Source organism: Nonomuraea sp. NPDC003709 (genome assembly GCF_040610775.1).
GTDB classification, from domain to species: domain Bacteria; phylum Actinomycetota; class Actinomycetes; order Streptosporangiales; family Streptosporangiaceae; genus Nonomuraea; species Nonomuraea angiospora_A.
The window spans coordinates 176,691-198,532 of record NZ_JBEXMW010000013.1 but is presented as its reverse complement, the minus strand read 5'-3'; the positions used below and the strand labels follow the sequence as shown (position 1 = coordinate 198,532).

Here is a 21,842-nt window from a genome sequence, read left to right as displayed (position 1 = left end):
GGTGGCCGGCGCTGCTGAGGTGACGGACCCGGAGAGGGGGGCCAACTTTCACTTTTCGGAACGATAGTCTAACGTTCGGAACATGTCCGAGATGGCTGCCGAGTCCAAGCTCGTCGGATCCGACCGCGTGCTGGCGGTCCTTGCCGAGCTGGCTCGCCACCCCGACGGTATCGGCTTGGAGGAGATGGCCCGAGCGGTGGCCAGCCCCAAGCCGACGGTCCACCGTGCCCTGGCGTCGCTGCGCCGCGCCGGATTCGCGGCGCAGCACGGCCACGGGCGGTACGTGCTCGGCGACGAGTTCCTGCGGATGGCCTTCGCCCACCACGAGGCCCGGCCTGACCACGTGCGGGTCACACCGATCCTGCGGGCCCTGTGCGACCGCTACGGCGAGACCGTGCACTACGCGGTGCTGGAGGGGACCTCGGTCGTCTACCGCTCCAAGCTCGACCCGTCCGACGGGGCCGTCCGGCTGACCTCCGTCGTCGGGGGCCGTAACCCGGCACACTGCACCGCCGTCGGCAAGGCGCTGCTCGCCGACGCCCTGCGCACCGAGAACGCGGTGCGCGAGTGGGTGGGGGAGCGGCGGCTGGAGCTGCCGACCGCGCGCTCGATCGGCACGGTGGAGCAACTGCACGCCGAGCTGGCGCGCATCCGCGAGCTGGGCTACGCCGTCGACGACCAGGAGAACGAGCCGGGCGTCAACTGCGTGGCCGTCCTGGCCTACCTGACCTCGCCCACCGTTCCCAGCGGTGCCGTCAGCGTCAGCGGGCTGGCGTACCGGACGCCGCTGAAGTCGCTCGTCGACGACCTGGCCGCCATCCGCGGCATCGTCGCCGGGCGGGAGACCTCATGAACCGAACCGCCGCCCGTACCCTTCCGAGCCGAACACGGAGAAAGCGTTGTACCTGATGCGCATCGGCGCGCCCGGCGCCGAGAAGCCCGTCGTCCGCGTGGACGAGTCCCACTACATCGACGTCTCGGACGTCACGCCCGATTTCGACGAGCGTTTCTTCGCCGCGGGCGGCGCCGCGTTGCTGGCCGACCGGGTCGCCGGGGGCGAGGTGCGGGCGTTCGCGGGTGAGCGGGTCGGCGCGCCGATCGCCCGGCCGCACCAGATCCTGTGCATCGGCCTGAACTACAGCGACCACGCCGCCGAGACCGGCCAGGCGGTGCCGGATGAGCCGATCCTGTTCACCAAGTCGCCCAACACCCTGATCGGCCCGTACGACGAGGTGCGCATCCCGCGCGGCTCCACCAAGCCCGACTGGGAGGTCGAGCTCGGCATCGTGATCGGCAGGCGCACCTCCTACCTCGACTCGGTCGAGGAGGCCGCCGCCGCCATCGCCGGGTACTGCGTGGTCAACGACGTGAGCGAGCGGGCCTTCCAGATGGAGCGCGGCGGCCAGTGGTCCAAGGGCAAGTCCGCCGAGACCTTCAACCCGGCCGGCCCGTGGCTGGTCACCCCGGACGAGATCCCCGACGTCAAGAACCTGGGCATGTGGCTCGACGTCAACGGCGTACGCCGGCAGACCGGCACCACCAAGACGATGATCTTCGACCCGTACGTCATCGTGCACCACCTGAGCCAGTTCATGGTGCTGGAGCCCGGCGACCTGATCAACACCGGCACCCCGCCCGGCGTCGGCATGGGCCACAACCCGCCCATCTGGCTCCAGCCCGGCGACGTCATCGAGCTGGGCATCGACAGGCTCGGCAGCCAGCGCCAGCAGGTCCTGGGCCCGCGCTAAGGACAGAGCGGTAAGGACAGAGCGGTAAGGACAGATATGAGCGTCACCCATTCCGAGAAGCGGCGGCTGACCGCCCCGGACCCCGCCGTCCTGGCGGCGGTCGAGGCCGCCGTGCCCGGGATCACCCGTACGCGGGCCACCGACCGGCTCGGCATGGCCCATGACGCCTCCCACTACCTGCTCACCCCGCAGGCGGTCCTGGTGCCGGAGAGCGCCGAGCAGGTGGCGGCGCTCATGCGGACCGGGCTGTCGCTGACGTTCCGCTCCGGGGGCACCAGCCTGAGCGGGCAGGGCGTGAGCGAGCACCTGCTGGTCGACACCCGGCGGCACTTCCGCGGCATCGAGGTGCTCGACGGCGGCGACCGGGTCCGCGTGCAGCCGGGCGCCGTGCTGCGCCAGGTCAACGCCCGGCTGGCCGCCCACGGCCGCAAGCTCGGCCCGGACCCGGCCAGCGAGTCGGCCTGCACGATCGGCGGCGTCGTCGCCAACAACTCCAGCGGCATGACCTGCGGCACCCACGCCAACACGTACCAGACGCTGGAGTCGCTGGTCCTGGTGCTGCCCAGCGGCACCGTCGTCGACACCGCCGCCCCCGACGCCGACGCGCGGCTGCGCGCGCTGGAGCCCGAGCTGGCGCAGGGCCTGGAACGGCTGCGCGACCGGGTCCGCGGCAACCCCGAGTCGGTGCGGCGCGTCACCGCCCAGTTCTCCCTGAAGAACACCATGGGGTACGGGCTCAACAGCTTCCTCGACCACGACACGCCCGCGCAGATCCTCGCCCACCTCGCGATCGGCAGCGAGGGGACCCTGGGCTTCGTCGCGCAGGCCGTCCTGCGCACGGTCCCGGCGCACCGCCTGGCCGCGACCGGCCTGCTCGTCTTCCCCACGCTGCGCCGGGCGATGGCGGCGATGCCGCAGCTCGTCACCGCCGGCCCCGCCGCCGTCGAGCTGCTGGACGCCGAGTCCCTGCGGGTGGCCCAGCGGGACCCCAGGGCCGACGACGTCCTGCGCACGCTGACCGTACGGGACCACGCCGCGCTCCTGGTCGAGTGGCAGGAGTCGGACCCCGAACCGCTCGCCGAGCACGAGCGCACGGCCGAGCGGCTGTTCGCCACGCTCGACCTGGCCGCCCCGGCGCGGCTGAGCAGGGACGCGGGCGGCCGGGCCGCTCTGTGGCACATCCGCAAGGGCCTGTACGCCTCCGTCGCCGGCGCCCGCCCCAGCGGCACCACCGCGCTCCTGGAGGACGTCGCCGTCCCGGTGCCCGTCCTGGCCGACCTCTGCGACGACCTGGCCGGCCTGTTCGCCAAGCACAGGTACGAGCGCAGCGTGATCTTCGGCCACGCCAAGGACGGCAACCTGCACTTCATGCTCAACGAGCGCTTCGACACCGACCTGGAGCGCTACGCCGACTTCACCGAGGACATGGTCGCCGCCGTGCTCGACCGGGGCGGCACGCTCAAGGCCGAGCACGGCACCGGCCGCGTCATGGCCCCCTTCGTCCGCCGCCAGTACGGTGACGAGCTGTTCGAGGTGATGCGCGAGGTCAAGCGCCTGTGCGACCCCGCGGGCACGCTCAACCCCGGCGTCGTCCTCACCGACGACCCGCATGCCCACCTGCGCGATCTCAAGAACGTCGTCACCGTCGAGCCCGAGGTCGACCGGTGCGTGGAGTGCGGCTACTGCGAGCCCGTCTGCCCCAGCCGCGACCTCACCACCACGCCGCGCCAGCGCATCGTGCTCCGGCGGGAGCTGGCCGCCGCCCAGGAGGCGGGCGACCACGCGCTGGCGCAACGGCTGGAGGAGGAGTACGGCTACGACGCCGTGGACACCTGCGCCGTGGACGGCATGTGCGCCACCGCCTGCCCCGTCCTCATCAACACCGGCGACCTGACCAAACGCCTGCGCGAAGAGCGCCACGGCCGCGCCGCCCGCGCGGGCTGGAAGTCCGCCGCCAAGCACTGGAACGGCGTCACCCGGGCCATGAACCTGGCCCTCGACGCCGCCGCCGCGACACCGGCCCCGCTAGCCGAGAGCGCGAGCAAGGCCGCTCGCGCCGTGGCGGGCCAGGACGCCGTCCCGCAGTGGAGCCGCGACCTGCCCCGGGGCGGGACGCCCCGCCGCCCGGCCCTGGCCGAGGACGCCGACGCCGTCTTCGTCCCGTCCTGCCTGAACACCCTGTTCGCCCCGGCCGAGGGCGGCCCCGGCGCGATGGCCGCCCTGCTCAGCCTGGCCGAGCGGGCGGGCGTGCGGCTGCGCGTGCCCGACGGGATCGGCAGCCTGTGCTGCGGCACGCCCTGGTCGTCCAAGGGCCTCGCGGACGGCTACGAGGTGATGCGCCACCGGGTCCGGGACGCGCTGGCGGCGGCCACGGACGGCGGCCGGATCCCGGTCGTCAGCGACGCCGCCTCCTGCACCGAGGGCTTCGAACGCCTCACCGCCGCGGCCTCGCCCGCCATCCGGGTGCTCGACGCGGTCGCCTTCACCGCCGAGCACCTCCTGCCGCGCCTGCCCGCCGCCCGCCGGCTGCCCTCACTGGCCCTGCACCCGACCTGCTCCTCGACCCGGCTCGGCCTCGACGCCGCCATCACCCGCGTCGCCGAGACCGTCGCCGAACGGGTCGTCGTGCCGGACGGCTGGCAGTGCTGCGCCTTCGCCGGCGACCGCGGCCTGCTCCACCCCGAGCTGACCGCCTCCGCCACCCGGGCGGAGGCCGCCGCCGTGGCGCGGGAGGACTTCGCCGCCCACGCCTCGGTCAACCGCACCTGCGAGCTCGGCCTGACCCGCGCCACCGGCAAGCCGTACCACCACCTCCTGGAGCTCCTGGACCGGGTCACTACCCCTTGACGGCCGCGCCGGTGACCGAGGAGGCCCAGTACAGGGCCTTGGCCACCTGCGGGAACAGCCCCTTGGGGTGGTTGCGGAACATCGGCTCCGTGCCGAACAGCACCACGGTCGCGCCCCGCTCGTCCCTGCCGCTCACCACGGCCGCCTGGCCCCGGGCGGCGTCCTGGCCGCCGGTGCCGTCGGCGTCGGGCCGCCAGTGGCCGGAGACCAGCGGGCCCTCGGCCGCGTACGACTGCTCGACCGTGACCTCCGGCCCGAGGCCGGTGAACCAGCGCGGCGAGTACACGAACGAGTGGTCCGGCGATCCGCCGCCCACCTGCCCACTCACTGGGCCGCCCGTGGAGAGCACGCGTACGACGCCGTTGGCGTCGCCGCGGCCCGCGACGGCGGTCGCGGTGAGCAGCCCGGCGGCGGCGTTGAAGGCCGCTCCGGTGCCGCCACGGGTGATCACGCCGCCGGTGGTCAGGAACGCGTCGAGCGCCGTCCTGGCCGCCGGGTTGAGCGCGGTGTAGCTCAGCCCGCTGGAGACGAACAGCACGTCGGTCCCGCTCCAGTCGTAGCCCGCGTTGAGGGCCGCCGTGGAGACGGGGGTGACGGAGAAGCCCAGCTCGCGCAGCGTGAACAGCTCGTCGGCCGAGGCGGCGGCGGCGATCCTGACCTGCGAGAGCGGCGCGCCGGACGCCATGTCCGCCGGGGTGCCCGCCGGAGTGAAGACGACGCCGTAGCGCTCGGAGACCTCGCGGGCGGCCTGTCGCGCCGAGGCGGGCACGATGGCCGCGCCGTCCGCCCAGGTCACCGCCGTGCCCTGGGCCAGGAGGTCGTTCAGGGCGAGGACGTCCTTGGCGTCGCTCACCTTGAGCGCGAGCGCCCCGGGCGTGCGCGGCACGGACCCGGTCGGCGCGGCGGCCTTGACCGGGTCGGCCTGCACCCGCAGGGACGTGACCCCGTCCACGCCGGCGCCCCAGAGCAGGCCGTGGCTCCAGCCGGAGATGTCGTACATGGCGTCCACCCTGGGCGAGATGTCCGCGCCGGCCTCCAGCATGACGTTGGCCAGTCCGCGCTTCGGCTGGCGCATGTCCACCACGTACGAACCGGCCGGATACGTCCTGCCGTCCGCCCGGAACGCGTGCCTGGCCCGTTCGACCCGCACATCGTTCGCGATCAGGTGGTCCACCAGGCGCGCGGCGGCCGCCTCCGAGCGCCGGCCGGTGATGACGTACGCCCGGGGGAAGGTGGTGGTGTAGACGTCCTCCGGCCCGAACCCCGGCACGATGCCGAGCGGCACCGTCTTCGACGGCTCCCCGGCCGCGCCGCGCCGGAACACCTCGATCTGGTCGGCGATCAGCCGGTCGTGCCGGTCGCGCACGAAGGCGTAGGTGGACCGGATGGCGGCGGCGGCCACGTCGGTGTTGATCGCGGAGCGGCGGCGCAGCTCCTCGACCGGCAGCTGGGTGTAGTCGGAGCCGTTGACCCGCAGCGGGATCTCGACGGTGTGCGCGGCCACCGCGCCGTGGAAGGGCGCGTACTGCGGGGTGAAGATCGGCGGCCAGTCGTCCCAGCCCTCCGCGGAGTCGCGGAACGGGATCTGCGCCGGGTACACGCCGTCCTTCTCGACGGTGTAGCCCAGCCCGTTCACGGCGGCCTCCATGCCGAGGCCGTTGGCGTAGGTGTTCTGGATGAACAGGTCGTACTCGTAGTTGGCGCCGTGCGGCGGCGTGGTCGGCTCGATGAGCGTGCCGTTGACGTAGCCGTGCAGGTCGATCATGGTGACCGGCTGGGCGTCGATCATGATCTGGCGCATCGCCCGCACCTCGGGCTGGGAGGCGGTGACGAAGTCGCGGTTCAGGTCGAAGCCGGCGCCGTTCTGGCGCACGCCGGTGACGCGGCCGTCGGGGTTGGCGGTGATGTTGAAGTACAGGCGGGTGCGCGCCAGCAGGTCGGCGACCTTGGGATCCTTGCTGGTGGCGAGCTCCTCGATGACGCGCAGGGCGGCGTCGGTGCCCTCCCACTCGTTGCCGTGGATGTTGGCGTTGACGAACACCGGCGCCTTGTACCTCTTGACCAGCTTCCGGTCGCGGGCGGCGGCGGCCGGGTCGTTCTCGATGCGGTCGCGGATGCGCTCCTGCTCGCGCGTCTCGGCGGCGCTCTCCGGCGCGGTGACGGTCACCAGGTAGAGGTCGCGGCCCCCGTACGAGCGGCCGATGACCTGCGCGCTGACCCGGTCGCCGCGCTGCTGCAGGTCGTTCAGCCGGGGCGCGATGCCGTGGTGGGGCACCAGGCCCAGCTTGATCGAGGCGTCGGCCGGGTTCTCGGGGGGCACCGGCAGCCGGGTCCGGCGGGGGTAGCCCCGGTCGTGCGACAGGATGCCGGGCTGCTCGGCCTGCTCGGACCGGGCGGCCGCGCGCGCCTCGGCCCGCTCGGGCACGTCGGCGGCGACCTCGTTCCGCTCCGGGCCGTTGCCGAAGTCGCGCACGGCCGGGGCCGGCGGCGCGACCGGGTCGGCCGACACCGCGTGCGGGACGAGCGGGCTCACGAGGAGCCCGGTGAGCAGAGCCGGGAGCAGGGCAGGGGGCAGGCGCAAGGGAGTCCTCCAGAGGGTGCGGATCAGGGTTCCCGGTAGTCGGCGGCGACCCCCACCAGGGAGATCAGCCCGGACGCGAACTCCAGCGCCTCCGCGTGCCCCTCTGCGAACGGCGGCTGGAAGCCCACGGCCTGCCACGTCCGCGTGCCGGGGTCCCACAGGTCGGCGCCCACCTCGAAGTCCCACCCGTAGACGCCGTGGTCGTACCAGAGCTCGTCGGCGGAGTTGCCGGCCGCGGAGTAGAGCACGTCCGTCACGGGCCCGGTCTGCTGGGGCCAGATGACGGTGCCGCGCTCGGCGGCGATGGCCTGCTCGATCGTGCGGGCCGAGCGCAGGAAGTACGCCTCCTGCTGCGCCGTGGGCCTGGGCAGGGTGACGCGGCCGTCGAGCCGGTACGCGCCGGGCGGCCACATGAAGTAGCCGCCGTAGCTGTGCACGTTCATGGCGAACCTGATGTTGCGGTGCTTCTCGGCCAGCCACATGACGTTGCGGCTCTCGGGCTCGGAGTGCTCGGCGGGGCCCGCGTACGTGCCGCTCTGGCAGTTGGCCGAGGCGCCGAAGTACCCGTCGGACAGCGAGCCGACGGCGTAGTTGCGGTTGACGTCCACACCCCAGGTGTTGCGCAGCGCCGGGTCGGACTGCTGCGCCGGGCAGTGGTTCGTCATGTTCTTCCGCTGGCCGTTGAAGTCGTAGAAGCTGTAGTTGGCGCCGTCCGGGTTGACGGTCGGCACGATGAAGACGTCGGTGCGCTCCAGCAGCCTGCGGGTGGCCTTGTCGCGGGCGTAGTTGCGCAGCAGCCGCTCGGCCGCCTCGACCACGACGAGCGGCGCCACCCACTCGCGGGCGTGCTCCTGGGCGTAGGCCAGCACTCCGGTGCGGCTGCCGTCGCGGTGCGCGCCGATCCGCAGGGCCAGCACCCGGGCGGGCGCGCGGGAGACGCTCGCGGGCGCGTTGAGGAAGTCGCTGAGCTGGGTGAGCGGCGCGGTTGCCATGACGCCGTCGCCCGCGTTGCCGCGGTAGGTCGTGGCCTTGACGCCGGTGCCGCCAGTGGAGTTCGGCACGGTGGCGTTGATCGCGGCCGTGACCTGCGCGGCGGTGCTGGCGGGGGCGCCCGAGGCGTCGGTGGCCAGGCTGACGGTGATGAGCTTGCCGTTCACGGTGACCTGCAGCGGGCGGCCGGGCGCGCCGGGGTTCACCAGCTCGGCGGCCAGGTCGTTGCCGCCTTCGGAGCCGTACGCGTCCGAGGTGATCACGACGGCGGCGGCGGGCGGCGTGCCGATCAGCGCCTGGGCGTGCCGCCGGTAGCCGTTGGTCGGGTACGGCAGCGTGATCAGCTCGGTGAGCTTGGGGTAGCGCTGGTGCAGCGCCTTGATCCGCTCGTTGAGCTGCGCCGGCGGCATGTACTGGGTGACGAAGTCCTTCTGGTAGCCGGGACCGGCGCGGTCCGGCTGGTCGCCGTCGGGCCACTCCTTGACCCTCGCCTCGGCCGTGCCGCCGCCGGCGGAGGTCACGGTGACCCACTGCGGCCGGGCGTCGGCGGGCACCGGGGTGCTGAACTGGTGGCCCAGGTACGCGCCCGCGTCCACGTACGCGACCATCGGCGCCTGGCCGGTCGAGCCGCCCTTGCCCTTCCACGTCACGGTGAGCGTGGCCGCCTCGCCCGCGCTGCTGGACGCCTCCACCGACAGGAAGTAGCCGTCGCGGGACTTCATCCAGACGGCCCGTTCGATGACGAGCTGGTCCTGGGCGGTGGTGGCCTTGGCCTTCGCCTGGGGCGGCGTGCCCGGCGCCAGGGTCGCGCCGAGCGCGGCGTAGGAGGTGAGCTGGCTGGGCGTGGCCACCGCGTCCACCTGGACGCTGCCGTCCGCCTGCGGGCGCACCCGCTCGGTGAGGTCGGCTCCCGAGGCCACCAGCCGCTCCATCGCGGCGCGGTCGGGCACGGAGAGCGTGACCAGCGAGGCCGGCTCCGGGTCACCCGGCCCGGCGACCGCCGGGACGGATGGCTCCGCGGCCACGAACGTCGTGAGAACGATCAACAGAACGACTGCGGACGCCCGTAAACCACGCATCTGCCCCTCCTGGATCACCCGTATGGGGCACATTCAAGGCGGAGTTGCCCCAACCGGCAAGACCCAGGCGGCGCGGGAATGGATCTCAGGAGGCCGTGACGTGCGGGACCGCCTGGTAGAGCGCCCAGTCGGCGCTGATCGCGCCGGCCGTCGTCAGCAGCAGCGGCAGGTATTCCTCGGTTAGCTTCTCCATGGACGTCTCGGCGGCGTGGGCGTTGACGTTGACGGCCGCGATGACGTTGCCGAGCCCGTCCCTGAGTGGCGCCGCCACCGACCGGATCCCCAGCGCGAGCTGCTCGTCCGTGGCGGCCCACCCCTTGGCGCGGACCGCGCGCAGCGCCGCCTCGCGCTCCTTGGCGTCCGGGCGCCAGCGCGGCTCGATGCCCGAGCGGCCCGGCTCGGCCAGCACCCGCTCCACCTCGGCCGGTGGCAGCGCGGCCAGCAGCACCTTGCCCAGCGACGTCTGGAGCGCGGGGAAGCGGGTGCCGATCTGCACCTGGAGCGACACGATCTTCGGCACCGCGACCCGGGCGACGTAGACGATGTCGGAGCCGTCGAGCTGGGCGATCGAGGACGACTCGTTGGTCTGGGTGACGAGCCGCTCCAGGTGCGGCCTGGCCACCTCCCACAGCCCCATCGAGCGGACGTAGGTGACGCCCAGCTCCAGCACCCTCGGCGTGAGCGCGAACCCGCCCTGCTCCGACCTGGCGTACCCCAGCTCCTGGAGGGTGAGCAGGATGCGGCGGGCCGTCGGCCGGGCCAGGCCGGCGGCCGTCGCCACCTCCGTCAGGGACATGACCGGGCGCCCCGGCTGGAATGCCCTGATGACATCGAGGCCGCGGGCCAGCGCCTCGATGAAGTCAGGTCCGGTGTCACCACGTGCCATCTACGCCCTCGCCTCGCTCGGAATCCGTTCGATCAGACTCTAGACGGTCGCCCGTCCGCAGAGCGGCCGATCAGAGGCGGTGGGTGGCGTCGCTGCGGTAGTCGGTGTACGTGTACGGGTTGTCGAGGACCTTCGCCGAGGGGATGTCCGGGTTCATGCCCTTCTCCCAGGCCTCGTCGCCCATCGTCGAGCGCAGGTGCTCGACCGTGCGCTCGACCTGCGCACGGGCCCCGGCGAGGTCGACGCCGAGCAGGCGGTGCTCGTGCTTGACCACGCGGCCGTCGACGATCACGGTGTGCACGTCGCCGCGCTGGGCCTGGAACGCGACGTGCCCGAACGGGTTGAGGATCGGGAACGACACCGGCGAGTGCTCGTTCTTGACGAGCACGAGGTCGGCCTTCTTACCGGGCTCGATGACGCCCAGGTCGTCGCGGCCCAGCGCCCGGGCGCCGCCCCGGGTCGCCCACTCCACGACCTGGTCGGCGCGCAGGCCGCAGTGCGTGACCGTCTCGCCCTTGGCGTGCGCCTCCAGGTGCTCGCGCGAGCGGTCGGCGCCGAGCGTGGTGCGCATGGCCGAGAACAGGTCGCCGCTCCACCACACGCTGGTGTCCATGGACAGCGACACCGGGATGCCGTGGGCGCGGACGGCCCAGGTGGGCGGGTAACCCTGGCCGGCGCTCTGCTCGCTCTCCGTGGAGACCGAGATCGAGCCGCCGGTGGCCGCGATGCGGTGGTAGGAGTCGGCCGACAGCGAGGCGGCGTGCACGTAGATCGTCTCCGGCGTCATGAAGCCGTGCTCGTGCATCAGGCGGATGCCGTCGTCGCTGGTGGCGCCCCACACACCGGCGTGCGTGGTGACGGCGGCGCCGAGCTCGCGGGCGACCTCGAACGCGGGCCTCTCCGGGAAGGAGGGGTCGCCGAGCACATCGAAGGCGATCTGGAAGCCGAGCATGTCGCCGCCGGAGACACGCCGGCGCACGAAGTCGCGGAACTCGGGCGCGGCCGTCCACTCAGCTGGCGGCTGCTGGATGTTGCCGTAGGCGAGCACGTACCGGCCGGGCACGGACTCCAGCGCGTCGGCCGCGGCGTCGGCGTGGTCGACGGTCCGCAGGCCGTGCGACCAGTCCACGACGGTGGTGACGCCGGCGTCCAGCGCCTCGATCGCGGCCAGGGTGTTGCCCGCGTGGATGTCCTCGGGCCGGAACAGCTTGCCGTGCTCCAGGTAGAACCAGACGAAGTACTGGGTGAGCGTCCAGTCGGCGCCGTAGCCGCGCAGCGCCGTCTGCCACATGTGCCGGTGGGTGTCGATCATGCCCGGCATGACCAGGCCGCCGGACGCGTCGATCACGACCGCGTCCTCGGGCGCCTCCAGCTCGGGGCCGACGGCGGCGATCCTGTCCCCGGTCACGAGGACGTCCGTACGGGGCAGAACCCGCCTGCTCCCACTGGGTGACATGGGCAGCACGGTGCCGCCGCGCAGCACCACGGGCCGTCCGGCCTCGAACTCGTTCATGGCACACGCTCCTTGCGAACGATTGTCCGCTATACGGTCAAAGTCACTGTGATGAGCGCTCGCCTACGTGTCAAGACGGTTGACGCGGGCTCGCGTCGGTGATGAGATCGGGCTCAGCGGACAGATGTCCGTTGAACGGACGCGGGAAGGGGAGTTCCATCGTGCCTGAGGGGCCGCTGTCCGGCCTGCTGGTGGCCGACTTCTCCAGGGTCCTGGCGGGGCCGTACGCCACGATGCTCCTGGCCGACCTGGGGGCCGACGTCGTCAAGGTCGAGTCTCCCGGCGGGGACGACACCCGGTCGTGGACGCCGCCCGCGCGGGGCGAGGTGTCCACGTACTACCTCGGGGTCAACCGGGGGAAGCGGTCGATCGCCCTCGACCTGCGCGACCCGGCCGACGCGGAGGCGGCCAGGGAGCTGGCCCGGCGCGCGGACGTGCTGGTGGAGAACTTCCGGCCGGGCGGGCTCACCAAGTACGGGCTGGACTTCCCGGCCGTGCGGGCCCTGAACCCCGGCGTCGTGTACGCCTCCATCAGCGGGTTCGGCGCCGGGGCGGGCGCGCGGGTGCCGGGGTACGACCTGATGGTGCAGGCCATGTCGGGGCTGATGAGCCTGACCGGCGATCCCGGCGGGCCGCCGTACCGGGCCGGGATCTCGGTGTTCGACGTGATGGCGGGCAACCACGCCGTCATCGGCATCCTCGCCGCGCTGCGGCACCGGGAGGCCACCGGGCAGGGGCAGCACGTCGAGGTCAACCTGCTGTCGTCGGCGCTGACGGGGCTGGTCAACCAGAGCTCGGCGTACGTGGCCGGGGGCGTGGTGCCGTACCGGATGGGCAACGCGCATCCGAGCGTGTTCCCGTACGAGCCGTTGCCGACGGCGGACCACGAGCTGATCGTCGCGGCCGCCAACGACGGGCAGTTCCGCAAGCTGTGCGAGGTGCTGGGCATCCCCGAGGTGGCCGACGACCCGCGCTTCGCCCGCAACGCCGACCGGACCGCGCGGCGGGAGGAGCTGAGGCCGATCCTCGTGGAGCGGCTCGTGACCCGGCGGGCGGAGGAGTGGTTCGACCTGCTGGTGGAGGCGGGGGTGCCGAGCGGGCCGATCAACACGATCGACGGCGGGTTCGCGGTGGCCGAGCGGTTCGGGCTCGAACCGGTGGTCGTGGTGGGGGAGGGGGAGCGGGCCGTGCCGACGACGCGGCATCCGATCCGGTTCTCGGAGACGCCCGCGGGCTACCGGCTGCCGCCGCCGGAGCTCGACGAGCACGGCACGGAGCTGCGCAAGTGGCTCACCCTCACCGAGCCGACCTCGGGATCCTCCGAAGAGGCGCGGTCGTGAGCGGCGGCGACGGGGTCGGCACCGGCGGGAACGCGGAGGAGGCGGTCGCCGGGGTCGGTGGTCGTGGCGGGGAGCCGAAGGAGTATCCGACCGCGCTCGGGGCGTCCTCGCTGAAGACGATCACCCTGCTCGGCCATGACCTGGCCGCCGACGTCATGGGCGAGGTGGGCTTCGGAGAGCTGGCGTTCTGGCTGGCCACGCAGCGCCGCCCGGCCCGCGGCGAGGTGCGCGTGTTCGAGGCCGTGCTGGCCGCGCTGGCCGACCACGGGTTCACGCCCACCGCGATCGTGACGCGGCTGACGTACCTGTCGGCGCCCGACTCCGTCCAGGGTGCGCTGGCGGCCGGGCTGCTCGGCGGCGGCTCCCGCTTCCTCGGCGTCACCGAGGACTGTGGCCGCTTCCTCAACGACATGCTGCGGGACCAGGACCCCCTCCCGGCCGACGACGCCGGCTGGGACGCCCTGGCGCTGGAGACCGTACGGGCCCGGCGCGAGGCGGGCGGGCGCGTCCCCGGCCTCGGCCACCACGTGCACAAGGACGGCGACCCGCGCACCGCCCGGCTGTTCGAGATCGCGGCCGAGGAGGGCCTGTTCGGGCCGCACCTGTCGCTCTTCGCCGCCGTCGGCCGCGTGCACCCCCAGGTCCTGGGCCGGACGCTGCCGCTCAACGGGGCGGGCGCGTGCGGCGCGGCGCTGGCCGACCTGGGGCTGCCGCTGGAGCTGCTGCGCGGCTTCGCGCTGCTGGCCAGGACGGCCGGGCTGATCGGGCAGCTCGCCGAGGAGCTGCGCCGTCCCGTGGCCAACGACATCTTCCTCTCGGTGGACCTCAACAACCGTCCCGTCCCGCCCGAGCCGTATGCCGCCAACGGAGGTACGCATGGCTGAACTCGTCGCGGTCATCGCATCCACCCACCACCCCTTCTACCACCGCGCCAGCACCTCCACCGGCGAGGACCGCCCGCCGTTCGCCGACGAGTGGGTGCGCAAGGTGGAGGCGTTCAGGGAGACCCTCACGAAGGCGCGGCCCGACGTGCTGGTGATGGTCGGCTCCGACCACTTCCACCAGCTGTGGCTGGACAACATGCCGCAGTTCCTGGTCGGCAAGGCGCCCTTCTACGACGCGAACTTCTACAACGAGGAACGCGAGTTCGGGTTGCCGCGGATGGTGCTGAAGGGCCAGGAGGACCTGTCGGCGTACATCCTGCGCGAGGGCCTGGACGCCGGCTTCGACCTCGCCTTCAGCAACGAGCTGCGCATCGACCACTCGATCACGTGCCCGATCATCACCCTGCGTCCCGAGGCCGACCTGCCGATCGTGCCCGTCTACACCAACATCTTCGCCCCGCCGCTGCCGCGTCCCCAGCGGTTCGTGCAGCTCGGACGGACGATCAGGCAGCTCGTGGAGTCCTGGCCGGCGGACCGGCGGGTGGCGGTCATCGGCACCGGGCACCTGTCGCTGGAGCTGGGCGGGCCGCGCCAGTTCGGGCCGCACGGGCCCGACCCGGAGTTCGACCGCAAGGCCGTCGAGTGGATCTCCACCGGGGACATCGAGGGCTGCCTGTCGGAGGTCACCCTGGACAGCCTCCACCAGCCGGGGAACGCCACGCACGGGTTCATGGACTTCATGCTGATGATGGGGGTGGCGGGGGAGGGCCGCAAGGCCGACTACGTGGACACGTACGACCTGTTCCACACCATGGAGGCGTACTTCACCTGGTATCCGAGCGGAGGGTCTTCGTGAGCAAATATCTGCTGAACAAGTTCCTCTTCACCGTCGACCGCGACCCCGAGCTGGTCGAGCGTTACCGCGAGGAGCCGCGCGCCACCGTCGAGTGGTGGGAGTCCGAGTACGCCAACCGCATCCTCGGCTGCCACACCGGCGAGTCCTCCACCTGGTTGCGCCTCGACGACGCCGAGCGCGAGGCGCTGGCCGCGCACGACTACCCGAAGCTGTTCGAGCTGGGGGCGCACCCGTTCCTCACGCTGACCCTGTTCATCGCGATGTTCGAGCGCGACCACCCGCCGCTGGGCTTCCAGACGGAGTACGCGCGGCGGCTGGCGGATTTTCGGCTTCCGTACCCGGACATCGCGACCTGATGACCGGCGAGCACGGCCGGATGCGCGCGGCCCGGGTCGAGACGTGCGGCCGGCCTCCCGTGGTCGGCGACGTCCCCGTGCCGGTGGCTGGGCCGGGGGAGAGCCTGGTGCGTGTACGTGCCGCCCCGGTCACGCCGCTGGACCTGCTGTGCGCGGGCGGCGCCTCCTACTTCGGCACGCCCGCCGTCCCCTACGTGCCCGGCGTCCAGGGTGTCGGGGCCGTCGGGGAGACGGCCGTGTGGTTCCCGACCCCGGCGGGGATGGCGCCCGGCGACGGGAGCATGGCCGGGCTGGCGGTGGTGCGTTCGGAGGACCTGGTGGAGCTGCCCGCCGGCGCCGACCCGTACGCCGTCGCCGCGCTCGGACTGTCGGCCGTGGCCGCCCACATGGCCCTGACCTGGCGCGGCGAGCTCACGGCGGGGGAGCAGGTGATGGTGCTGGGCGCCGGGGGCGTGGTGGGCCAGGCGGCCGTCCAGCTCGCCCGCCTCGCCGGAGCGCGCCGGGTCGTCGCGGCCGCCCGCTCTCCCGAAGGCCGGGAACGGGCGAAGCGGGCGGGCGCGGACGCGGTGGTGGAGCTCGGCACGCAGGACATGGCCGGCCTCGCCGCCCACCTCTCGGCCGCCTGCGACGGGCCGGTGGACCTGGTGCTCGACCCGCTCTTCGGCGCCCCGGCCGCCGCGGCGGCCCGCACCCTCCGGCCGGGCGGCCGGCTCGTCAACCTCGGCGGCTCGGCCTCCGAGACGTGCCCGCTCGACTCCTCCACCCTGCGCGGCCGGTCGTTGCGGGTGCTCGGCTACACCAACAACGAGCTGACCCGGGAGCAACGCGCCCAGGCCATCACGCTGATCGCGGAACACGCGGCGCGGGGGCGGCTGTCGGTGGCCCACGAGGTGGTGCCGCTGGAGGAGGCGGGAGCGGCCTGGCGGCGCCAGGCGGCGGGCGCGGCCGGCGGCCGGATCGTCCTGCGCGTCACCTGAGGCGCCGGTCCGTCATCGGGGTGTGAGGCGGGGTCCGTCATCGGGGTGTGCGGGCCGAGGCCAGGAAGCGCTCGTAGAGGGGGACGTAGGCGGCGGCGAGCTCGGGTTCGGGCGGCAGGCGATCACGGGGGAGCACGGGTACGTCGTCGAGCGACCCGCCCGCCTGCCCGGCGACGAGCGCCGCGCCCGCGCAGACCGCGTCATCGGATCGCACCACCTCGACCGGGACAGGCGAGACCGCGGCCTTGACCCGCATCCACAGCGGGATCCTGACCTGCCCGCCGAGGACCACGAGGCGCTCGGGAGCGGTGCCGGTGACGGCGGCGAGCTCGTCGAGCATCCAGCGGGCGTGCAGGCAGGTGCCCTCGACGGCCGCCGCCAGCAGGTCGCCCGGGGTGTGCTCGGTCCCGAGCCCCGACACCGTCACGCGCCGGGCCGGGTCGGGCGCGGGCGCGACCCGGCCCCGCAGGTACGGCTCCACCACGATCCCCGTCGGCAACCGCACTCCGCCCAGCAGCCCGGGCAGCGCCGCGTACCCGGCCTCGCCGTACCCCGTGAGGGAGAGCAGCCAGTCGAGCATGGCGCCGCTGGTGGGCAGGCCGCCGACCACCACCTTGCGGGTCCCGTCCAGCGACGGGTCGGTCGTGATGCCGAGGGCCAGTCCCGTACGCGCGTCCGGGCGGGAGTCCGACAGCACCATCACCGCCTCCGCCGTGCCGAGGGAGTCGGCCACGTCGCCGGGCCGCCGCACCCCCGCCGCCCATGACCCCACCGCGTGGTCGTGGCCCGCGATCACCACGGGGACCCCGGCCGTCACCCCGCTGACCTCCGCGGTCAGCGGCCCGACCGGCTCCACGGACCCGGCCGGAGCCGGCAGTTGCCCGCCGCGCAGCCCGGCCCGCGCGAGCAGCTCCGGGTCGTAGTCTCCGGCCTCCAGGTCGTAGGCCAGGGTGCGGGCGGCCAGCGTCCCGTGCGTCCGCAGGCGCCCCGTGAGCGCGTACGCCACGGCGTCCGGCACGTGCGCCCACCACCGCATCGACTCCAGCACCTCGGGCGAGTGGGCCCGCAGCCACAGCCACTTGGCCAGCGGCGATTTGGGGTCGGCGCGGCGGCCGGTCAGCGCGTACAACCGCACGGCGTCACGGGCCAGCTCGGCGGCCTCGTGCGCGGCCCGGGGGTCGTTCCACCACAGCAGCGGGGTGAGCGGCCGCCCCGCGCGGTCGAGGGGCACGCCGGTCTCGGCCATGCCCGCGACCCCGATCGCCGCCGGCCCCCGCCCGGCCCGCGCGGCGCACTCGCCGAGCGCCCCCGTCACCGCGGCGACGAGGGCGGGCAGCTCGCGCGGGGTCGGCTGCCGCACGGCCGCGACGCAGCCGCCCCGCTCGTCGAAGAAGCCCACCTTGACATGCGTGGTCCCCACGTCGACCCCGGCCAGCAACCTCATGGGTCACACTATGGCCGATCCGATCGCCCTCCCCGGCGCGTGGCCCCGCCCGCGTACGGGCGGGGCCACCTCTTACCTGGCGGGGGCGTAACCGGCGGGCCGGGTGGTGAACGTGCCACGGCCCTGCGTACGGCTGCGCAGCCGGGTCGCGTACCCGAACACCTCGGCCAGCGGCACCACGGCGCTGATCACCACGGTCCCGGCCCGTGCCGACGAGCCCGAGATCCGGCCGCGCCTGGCGGCCAGGTCGCCGAGCACGGCGCCGGCCGCGTCGTCGGGCACGGTGACCGTGACCTCCACCACCGGCTCCAGCAGCTCCATGGCGCTCGCCCGCAGCGCCTCGCGCAGCGCGAGCCGCCCGGCCGTGCGGAACGCCAGGTCCGAGGAGTCCTTCGGGTGGGTGGCCCCGTCGGTCAGCGTGACCCGCAGGCCGGTCACCGGGTGGCCGCCGAGCGGGCCGTCGGCCAGGGCGTCCCGGCAACCGGCCTCCACCGCGCGCACGTACTCGCGCGGCACCCGGCCGCCGACGACGGTCGAGGCGAACGCGAAACCGCCTCCGTCCACGGCACCGTCCAAGGCGCCGTCCAGCGGCTCCACGTCCAGCACGACGTGGGCGAACTGCCCGGCGCCGCCGTCCTGCTTGACGTGCCGGTACAGCAGCCCGGACACGCCGCCCACGACCCTCTCCCGGTGGGCCACCTGCGGCCGGCCCACGGCGACGTCCAGGACGTGCTCGCGCCGGAGCTTGTCCACCGCGACCTCCAGGTGCAGCTCGCCCATCCCGGACAGCAGCGTCTGCCCGGTCTCGGCGTCCGTACGGACCGCCAGCGACGGATCCTCCTCGGCCATCCGCGCCAGCCCGGAGGCCAGCCGCTCGGCGTCGGTGCTCCTGCGGGCCTCGACCGCCACGGACACCACCGGCTCGGCCGTGCTCGGCGGCTCGAGCACCAGCGGCGCGCCGGGCGCGCACAGCGTGGTCCCGAGGCGGGCCGACTTGAGGCCGACGACCGCGACGATGTCCCCGGCCGTCGCCACGTCCACCTCGGTGTGCCGGTCGGCCTGCACGCGCAGGATGCGGCTGACACGCTCGGTGCGCCCCGCGCCGGTGTCCAGCCCAGTGACCAGTACCGTGTCCCCTTTCCGCATCGTTCCCGAGTAGATCCGCACGTAGGTCAGCCGCCCGGTGGCGGTGGCGTTCACCTTGAACGCCAGCGCCGCCAGCGGCGCCTCCGGGTCGGCGGCCCGTTCCGCGCCGTCCTCGCCGCGCACCGGCGGCACGTCCAGCGGCGACGGCAGGTACGCCACCACGGCGTCGAGCAGCGGCTCGATCCCGCGGTCGCGGTAGGCCGACCCGCAGAGCACCACCAGGCCCGCGCCGCTGCGCGTGAGGTCGCGCAGCGCGCCGGCCAGCGTCTCGTCGGAGATCGACGGCCGCACGCAGAACTCCTCCAGCGCGCCGGCGTGCAGCTCGGCCACCGACTCCTCGAGCAGCCGGCGTCGCCGCCGCGCCTCCGCCAGCAGGTCCTCCGGCACCGGCCCGGCGGAGCAGCCCCCGCCCGCCCACACCAGCGAACGCATCCGCACCAGGTCGACGACCCCGGTGAACCGGCCCTCCTGCCCGATCGGCAGCTGGACCACCAGCGGGGCCTTGTGCAGCCGGCGGCGGATCGACTCGACGGCCGTGTCCAGGTCGGCGCCGGCCCGGTCGAGCTTGTTGACGAACGCGATGCGCGGCACGCCGTACCGGTCGGCCAGCCGCCACACAGACTCGCTCTGCGGCTCGACTCCCGCGACGGCGTCGAACACCGCGATCGCCCCGTCCAGCACCCGCAGCGAGCGCTCCACCTCGTCGGAGAAGTCGACGTGGCCGGGGGTGTCGATCAGGTTGACGCGGTGCCCGTCCCAGGCGAAGCTCACCGCGGCGGCGAAGATCGTGATGCCGCGGTCGCGCTCCAGGGGGTCGAAGTCGGTGACGGTCGTGCCGTCGTGCACCTCACCGCGCTTGTACGTGGCGCCGCCCAGGAACAGCATGCGCTCGGTGACGGTGGTCTTGCCGGCATCGACGTGGGCGAGGATGCCGAGGTTGCGGACGATGGCAAGGGAATTGTCAGGTATTCGGGGACGCACGGCCCAAGACCCTTTCGGGAGGATTCTTCAGCGGGACAGCGCGATTCCCCTGACGAAAGGCCAGGAGGCGGGTGTCGTCAGGGCGTCGTCCAGTGGCGGCCGCGCAGCCGGCACCGGGACGACGGAGACACCAGGATCACCTCGTAGCGCGACGGGGGAATGACGGCAGCGGTGCTGTTGCGCACGGCCGTACTCCTCTCCCTCGTCGATGATCAGTGGCGAGTGTAGTGAACCGGCGGCGGGTGGAGAAAGCGATTTATCGCGTGCGTGCGAGGTTCACCACGCGGTCGCCTCGCTGACCCCGATGTGCGGCTCAGCCGTCATTTCCGCATGTCGACATAGGCGTGAGACGCTTTCAGGGAAGGACCCGCGCCCATGACGATCTCTCTTGACACCGGTCGCTACACGATCGGCATGGCCACCGGCCCCGCCGACGTCCAGGCCGCGCAGCGGCTGCGGCACGAGGTCTTCGCCGAGGAGATGGGGGCGCGGCTCGACAGCCCGGTCTCCGGCCTCGACGTGGACAGGTTCGACGCGTACTGCGACCACCTCCTCGTGCGCGACGGCCGCGAGGTCGTCGGCACCTACCGGCTGCTTCCCCCGGGGCGCACGGAGCGGCTCTACTCCGACGGCGAGTTCGACCTGGCCAACCTCGCGCCCATCAGGAAGGGGCTGGTCGAGGCGGGCCGCACGTGTGTGCACCCCGACCACCGGGGCGGCGCGGTCGTCGCGCTGATGTGGGCGGGCATCGCGCGCTACATGGTCTCCGGCGGTCACCAGTGGCTGGCGGGCTGCTGCTCGGTGCCGCTCGACGACGGGGGCGAGGTGGCCGCCGCCGTGGTGGAGCGGGTGCCGCTGGGCCCGGAGGAGTACCGGGTCACGCCGCGCGTGCCGTGGCGTCCCCGGGGCGCGGTGCGCTCCGACCGGTTCGTGCCGCCCGCCCTCCTGCGCGGCTACCTGCGGCTGGGGTCGTGGGTGTGCGGGGCCCCCGCGCACGACCGGGACTTCGGCACCGCCGACTTCTTCGTCCTGCTCTCGATGGCCAACGTGAACACCCGCTACCTGCGCCACTTCCTGGGAGAGCCGCTGTGAACACGGCCGTCGACATCCTGGCCCCGGCCCCCGCCTCGGCACCGGCTCCGGCGGCCGCCCCCGGCCCCTGGCACCCGTTCGCCCCCTGCACCGCGCAGGCCTGCCTCGCGCCCGCCGCCCGCGCGACCAGGCCCTTCCTCCTGGTCGCCCGCCTGTGCGCCGCGCTCCTCGTGGTGCTCGCCGGGGTGCCGGTGTCCCTCGTGGGGCGGGTACGGACGGCGTGGCGGGCGAAGCTGACCATGGCCTGGGCGCGGCTGCTCCTGCGCGCGCTCGGGATCCGGCTCGAGGTCACCGGCGCCCCGGCCGTCTCGGACGGGGGAGCCCTGGTCGTGGCCAACCACGTGTCCTGGCTCGACCCGCTGGTCGTCGCGGCCACGCTGCCGTCCAGGCCGCTGGCCAAGCGCGAGATCGGCGAGTGGCCGGTCATCCGCACGCTGGCGAGGGGCTCGGGGGCGCTGTTCATCGACCGGGAACGGCTCTCCGCGCTGCCCGCGGCCGTCGCGGCCGTCGCGGACGCGCTCAGGGAAGGCGACACCGTCGTCGCCTTCCCTGAGGGCACCACGTGGTGCGGGCGGGGGATGGGCCGGTTCCGGCCCGCGGTGTTCCAGGCGGCCGTCGACACGGGCGCCGCGGTCCGCCCGGCCACGCTGCGCTACCGCGAAGGGACGGTGACCTCGACCCGCGCCTGCTACGTCGGTGACGACTCGCTGCTCGCCTCCATGGTCCGGGTGGCCGGGACCCGTGACCTGGTCGTCGAGGTGACGCTGTCCGCCCCCGTACCGCCCGTGCGGCTGGAAGGCAGGCGGTCCGAGCCCCGCGCGGCGCTGGCCAGGATGGCCGAGGCCCGTGTCCGCACCGGCGTTGACGATCTTGTCCACGCCGCTCCCACCAGGCATCGGCGCTGAGCGGGACCTCGTACGGGCCGAGCTCGGGAGACGAGGCTCAGAGGCCAGGCAGGGGCACGCCGGCGACGGCGCTGACCGAGCTGGAGATCATCGACGAGTAGCCCTCCTCGTCGGGGGACCGGTGGCTCCGTGCTCTTTCCGCGGCGGATCCGTACCTCCTCCGTGGCGATCAGGGGGTCCCCACGGATGTCGCGGCCGGTCGTGGCAGGCCAGAGTC

The 21,842-nt window shown here is 73.7% G+C and carries 16 protein-coding genes; 10 read left to right on the top strand and 6 right to left on the bottom strand.

Annotation, left to right across the window (positions count from 1 at the left end; all coding sequences use genetic code 11):
- Window positions 1–82: 82 nt before the first annotated feature.
- From ABZX61_RS35115 to ABZX61_RS35105, 3 genes are read left to right on the top strand one after another with little or no spacing between them, the layout of a single operon-like run.
- Window positions 83–853, top strand: coding sequence for an IclR family transcriptional regulator (locus ABZX61_RS35115; RefSeq protein ID WP_355200381.1), 771 nt, complete (start codon window positions 83–85; stop codon window positions 851–853).
- A 46-nt stretch (window positions 854–899) separates the two neighbouring features.
- Window positions 900–1,748, top strand: a complete 849-nt coding sequence (locus ABZX61_RS35110) for a fumarylacetoacetate hydrolase family protein (RefSeq protein ID WP_350727343.1) — start codon at window positions 900–902, stop codon at window positions 1,746–1,748.
- A gap of 36 nt (window positions 1,749–1,784) precedes the next feature.
- Complete coding sequence (locus ABZX61_RS35105; protein ID WP_355200380.1) at window positions 1,785–4,595, top strand: FAD-binding and (Fe-S)-binding domain-containing protein; 2,811 nt, start codon at window positions 1,785–1,787, stop codon at window positions 4,593–4,595.
- On the opposite strand, the gene ABZX61_RS35100 is transcribed toward ABZX61_RS35105, so the two are convergent.
- From ABZX61_RS35100 to ABZX61_RS35085, 4 genes are all read right to left on the bottom strand, one after another.
- Entirely contained in the window at window positions 4,585–7,176 is a 2,592-nt protein-coding gene (locus ABZX61_RS35100) for a M14 family zinc carboxypeptidase (RefSeq protein ID WP_355200379.1), read from the bottom strand. The two genes, ABZX61_RS35105 and ABZX61_RS35100, sit on opposite strands and share 11 nt — an antisense overlap.
- Before the next feature lie 23 nt (window positions 7,177–7,199).
- The gene (locus ABZX61_RS35095) at window positions 7,200–9,212 is read right to left on the bottom strand and encodes a M14 family zinc carboxypeptidase (RefSeq protein ID WP_355200378.1); all 2,013 of its coding nucleotides are present in this window, start codon (window positions 9,210–9,212) and stop codon (window positions 7,200–7,202) included.
- 118 nt (window positions 9,213–9,330) lie between these two features.
- Window positions 9,331–10,131 (bottom strand): IclR family transcriptional regulator C-terminal domain-containing protein, encoded by an 801-nt coding sequence (locus ABZX61_RS35090; protein ID WP_350727347.1) that lies wholly within the window; start codon window positions 10,129–10,131, stop codon window positions 9,331–9,333.
- Between the two features lie 70 nt (window positions 10,132–10,201).
- Window positions 10,202–11,644: an amidohydrolase family protein gene (locus tag ABZX61_RS35085; RefSeq protein WP_355200377.1), complete on the bottom strand. Its 1,443-nt coding sequence runs from the start codon at window positions 11,642–11,644 to the stop codon at window positions 10,202–10,204.
- 161 nt (window positions 11,645–11,805) lie between these two features.
- Between ABZX61_RS35085 and ABZX61_RS35080 the strand changes: the two genes are divergently transcribed.
- Genes ABZX61_RS35080 through ABZX61_RS35060 form a run of 5 tightly spaced genes read left to right on the top strand, consistent with a single transcriptional unit; the run spans window position 11,806 to window position 16,057 of the window.
- Window positions 11,806–12,984: a CoA transferase gene (locus ABZX61_RS35080; protein WP_355200376.1), complete on the top strand. Its 1,179-nt coding sequence runs from the start codon at window positions 11,806–11,808 to the stop codon at window positions 12,982–12,984.
- On the top strand, window positions 12,981–13,868 hold the full coding sequence (locus ABZX61_RS35075) for a citryl-CoA lyase (RefSeq protein ID WP_355200375.1): 888 nt from the start codon (window positions 12,981–12,983) through the stop codon (window positions 13,866–13,868). The genes ABZX61_RS35080 and ABZX61_RS35075 overlap by 4 nt, the downstream gene beginning before the upstream one ends.
- Window positions 13,861–14,724 carry an extradiol ring-cleavage dioxygenase gene (locus tag ABZX61_RS35070; RefSeq protein WP_355200374.1) on the top strand — a complete coding sequence of 288 codons (864 nt, stop codon included), beginning with the start codon at window positions 13,861–13,863 and terminating at the stop codon, window positions 14,722–14,724. The genes ABZX61_RS35075 and ABZX61_RS35070 overlap by 8 nt, the downstream gene beginning before the upstream one ends.
- A complete protein-coding gene (locus ABZX61_RS35065; protein WP_350727352.1) occupies window positions 14,721–15,080 on the top strand; it encodes a hypothetical protein in 360 nt (119 codons plus the stop codon). The genes ABZX61_RS35070 and ABZX61_RS35065 overlap by 4 nt, the downstream gene beginning before the upstream one ends.
- The gene (locus tag ABZX61_RS35060) at window positions 15,080–16,057 is read left to right on the top strand and encodes a zinc-binding alcohol dehydrogenase family protein (RefSeq protein WP_355200373.1); all 978 of its coding nucleotides are present in this window, start codon (window positions 15,080–15,082) and stop codon (window positions 16,055–16,057) included. Before ABZX61_RS35065 ends, ABZX61_RS35060 begins: the two co-directional genes overlap by 1 nt.
- 37 nt (window positions 16,058–16,094) lie before the next feature.
- Here the strand turns inward: ABZX61_RS35060 and ABZX61_RS35055 are convergent, their stop codons facing one another.
- Together ABZX61_RS35055 and fusA are read right to left on the bottom strand one after the other, a co-directional pair.
- Window positions 16,095–17,501, bottom strand: a complete 1,407-nt coding sequence (locus ABZX61_RS35055; RefSeq protein ID WP_355200372.1) for an FGGY family carbohydrate kinase — start codon at window positions 17,499–17,501, stop codon at window positions 16,095–16,097.
- 72 nt (window positions 17,502–17,573) lie between these two features.
- Window positions 17,574–19,628: an elongation factor G gene (gene fusA / locus ABZX61_RS35050; protein WP_355200371.1), complete on the bottom strand. Its 2,055-nt coding sequence runs from the start codon at window positions 19,626–19,628 to the stop codon at window positions 17,574–17,576.
- 375 nt (window positions 19,629–20,003) lie between these two features.
- Between fusA and ABZX61_RS35045 the strand changes: the two genes are divergently transcribed.
- Both ABZX61_RS35045 and ABZX61_RS35040 read left to right on the top strand, forming a co-directional pair.
- Entirely contained in the window at window positions 20,004–20,720 is a 717-nt protein-coding gene (locus tag ABZX61_RS35045; protein ID WP_355200370.1) for a GNAT family N-acyltransferase, read from the top strand.
- Window positions 20,717–21,625, top strand: coding sequence for a lysophospholipid acyltransferase family protein (locus tag ABZX61_RS35040; protein ID WP_355200369.1), 909 nt, complete (start codon window positions 20,717–20,719; stop codon window positions 21,623–21,625). The genes ABZX61_RS35045 and ABZX61_RS35040 overlap by 4 nt, the downstream gene beginning before the upstream one ends.
- Window positions 21,626–21,842: the final 217 nt, after the last annotated feature.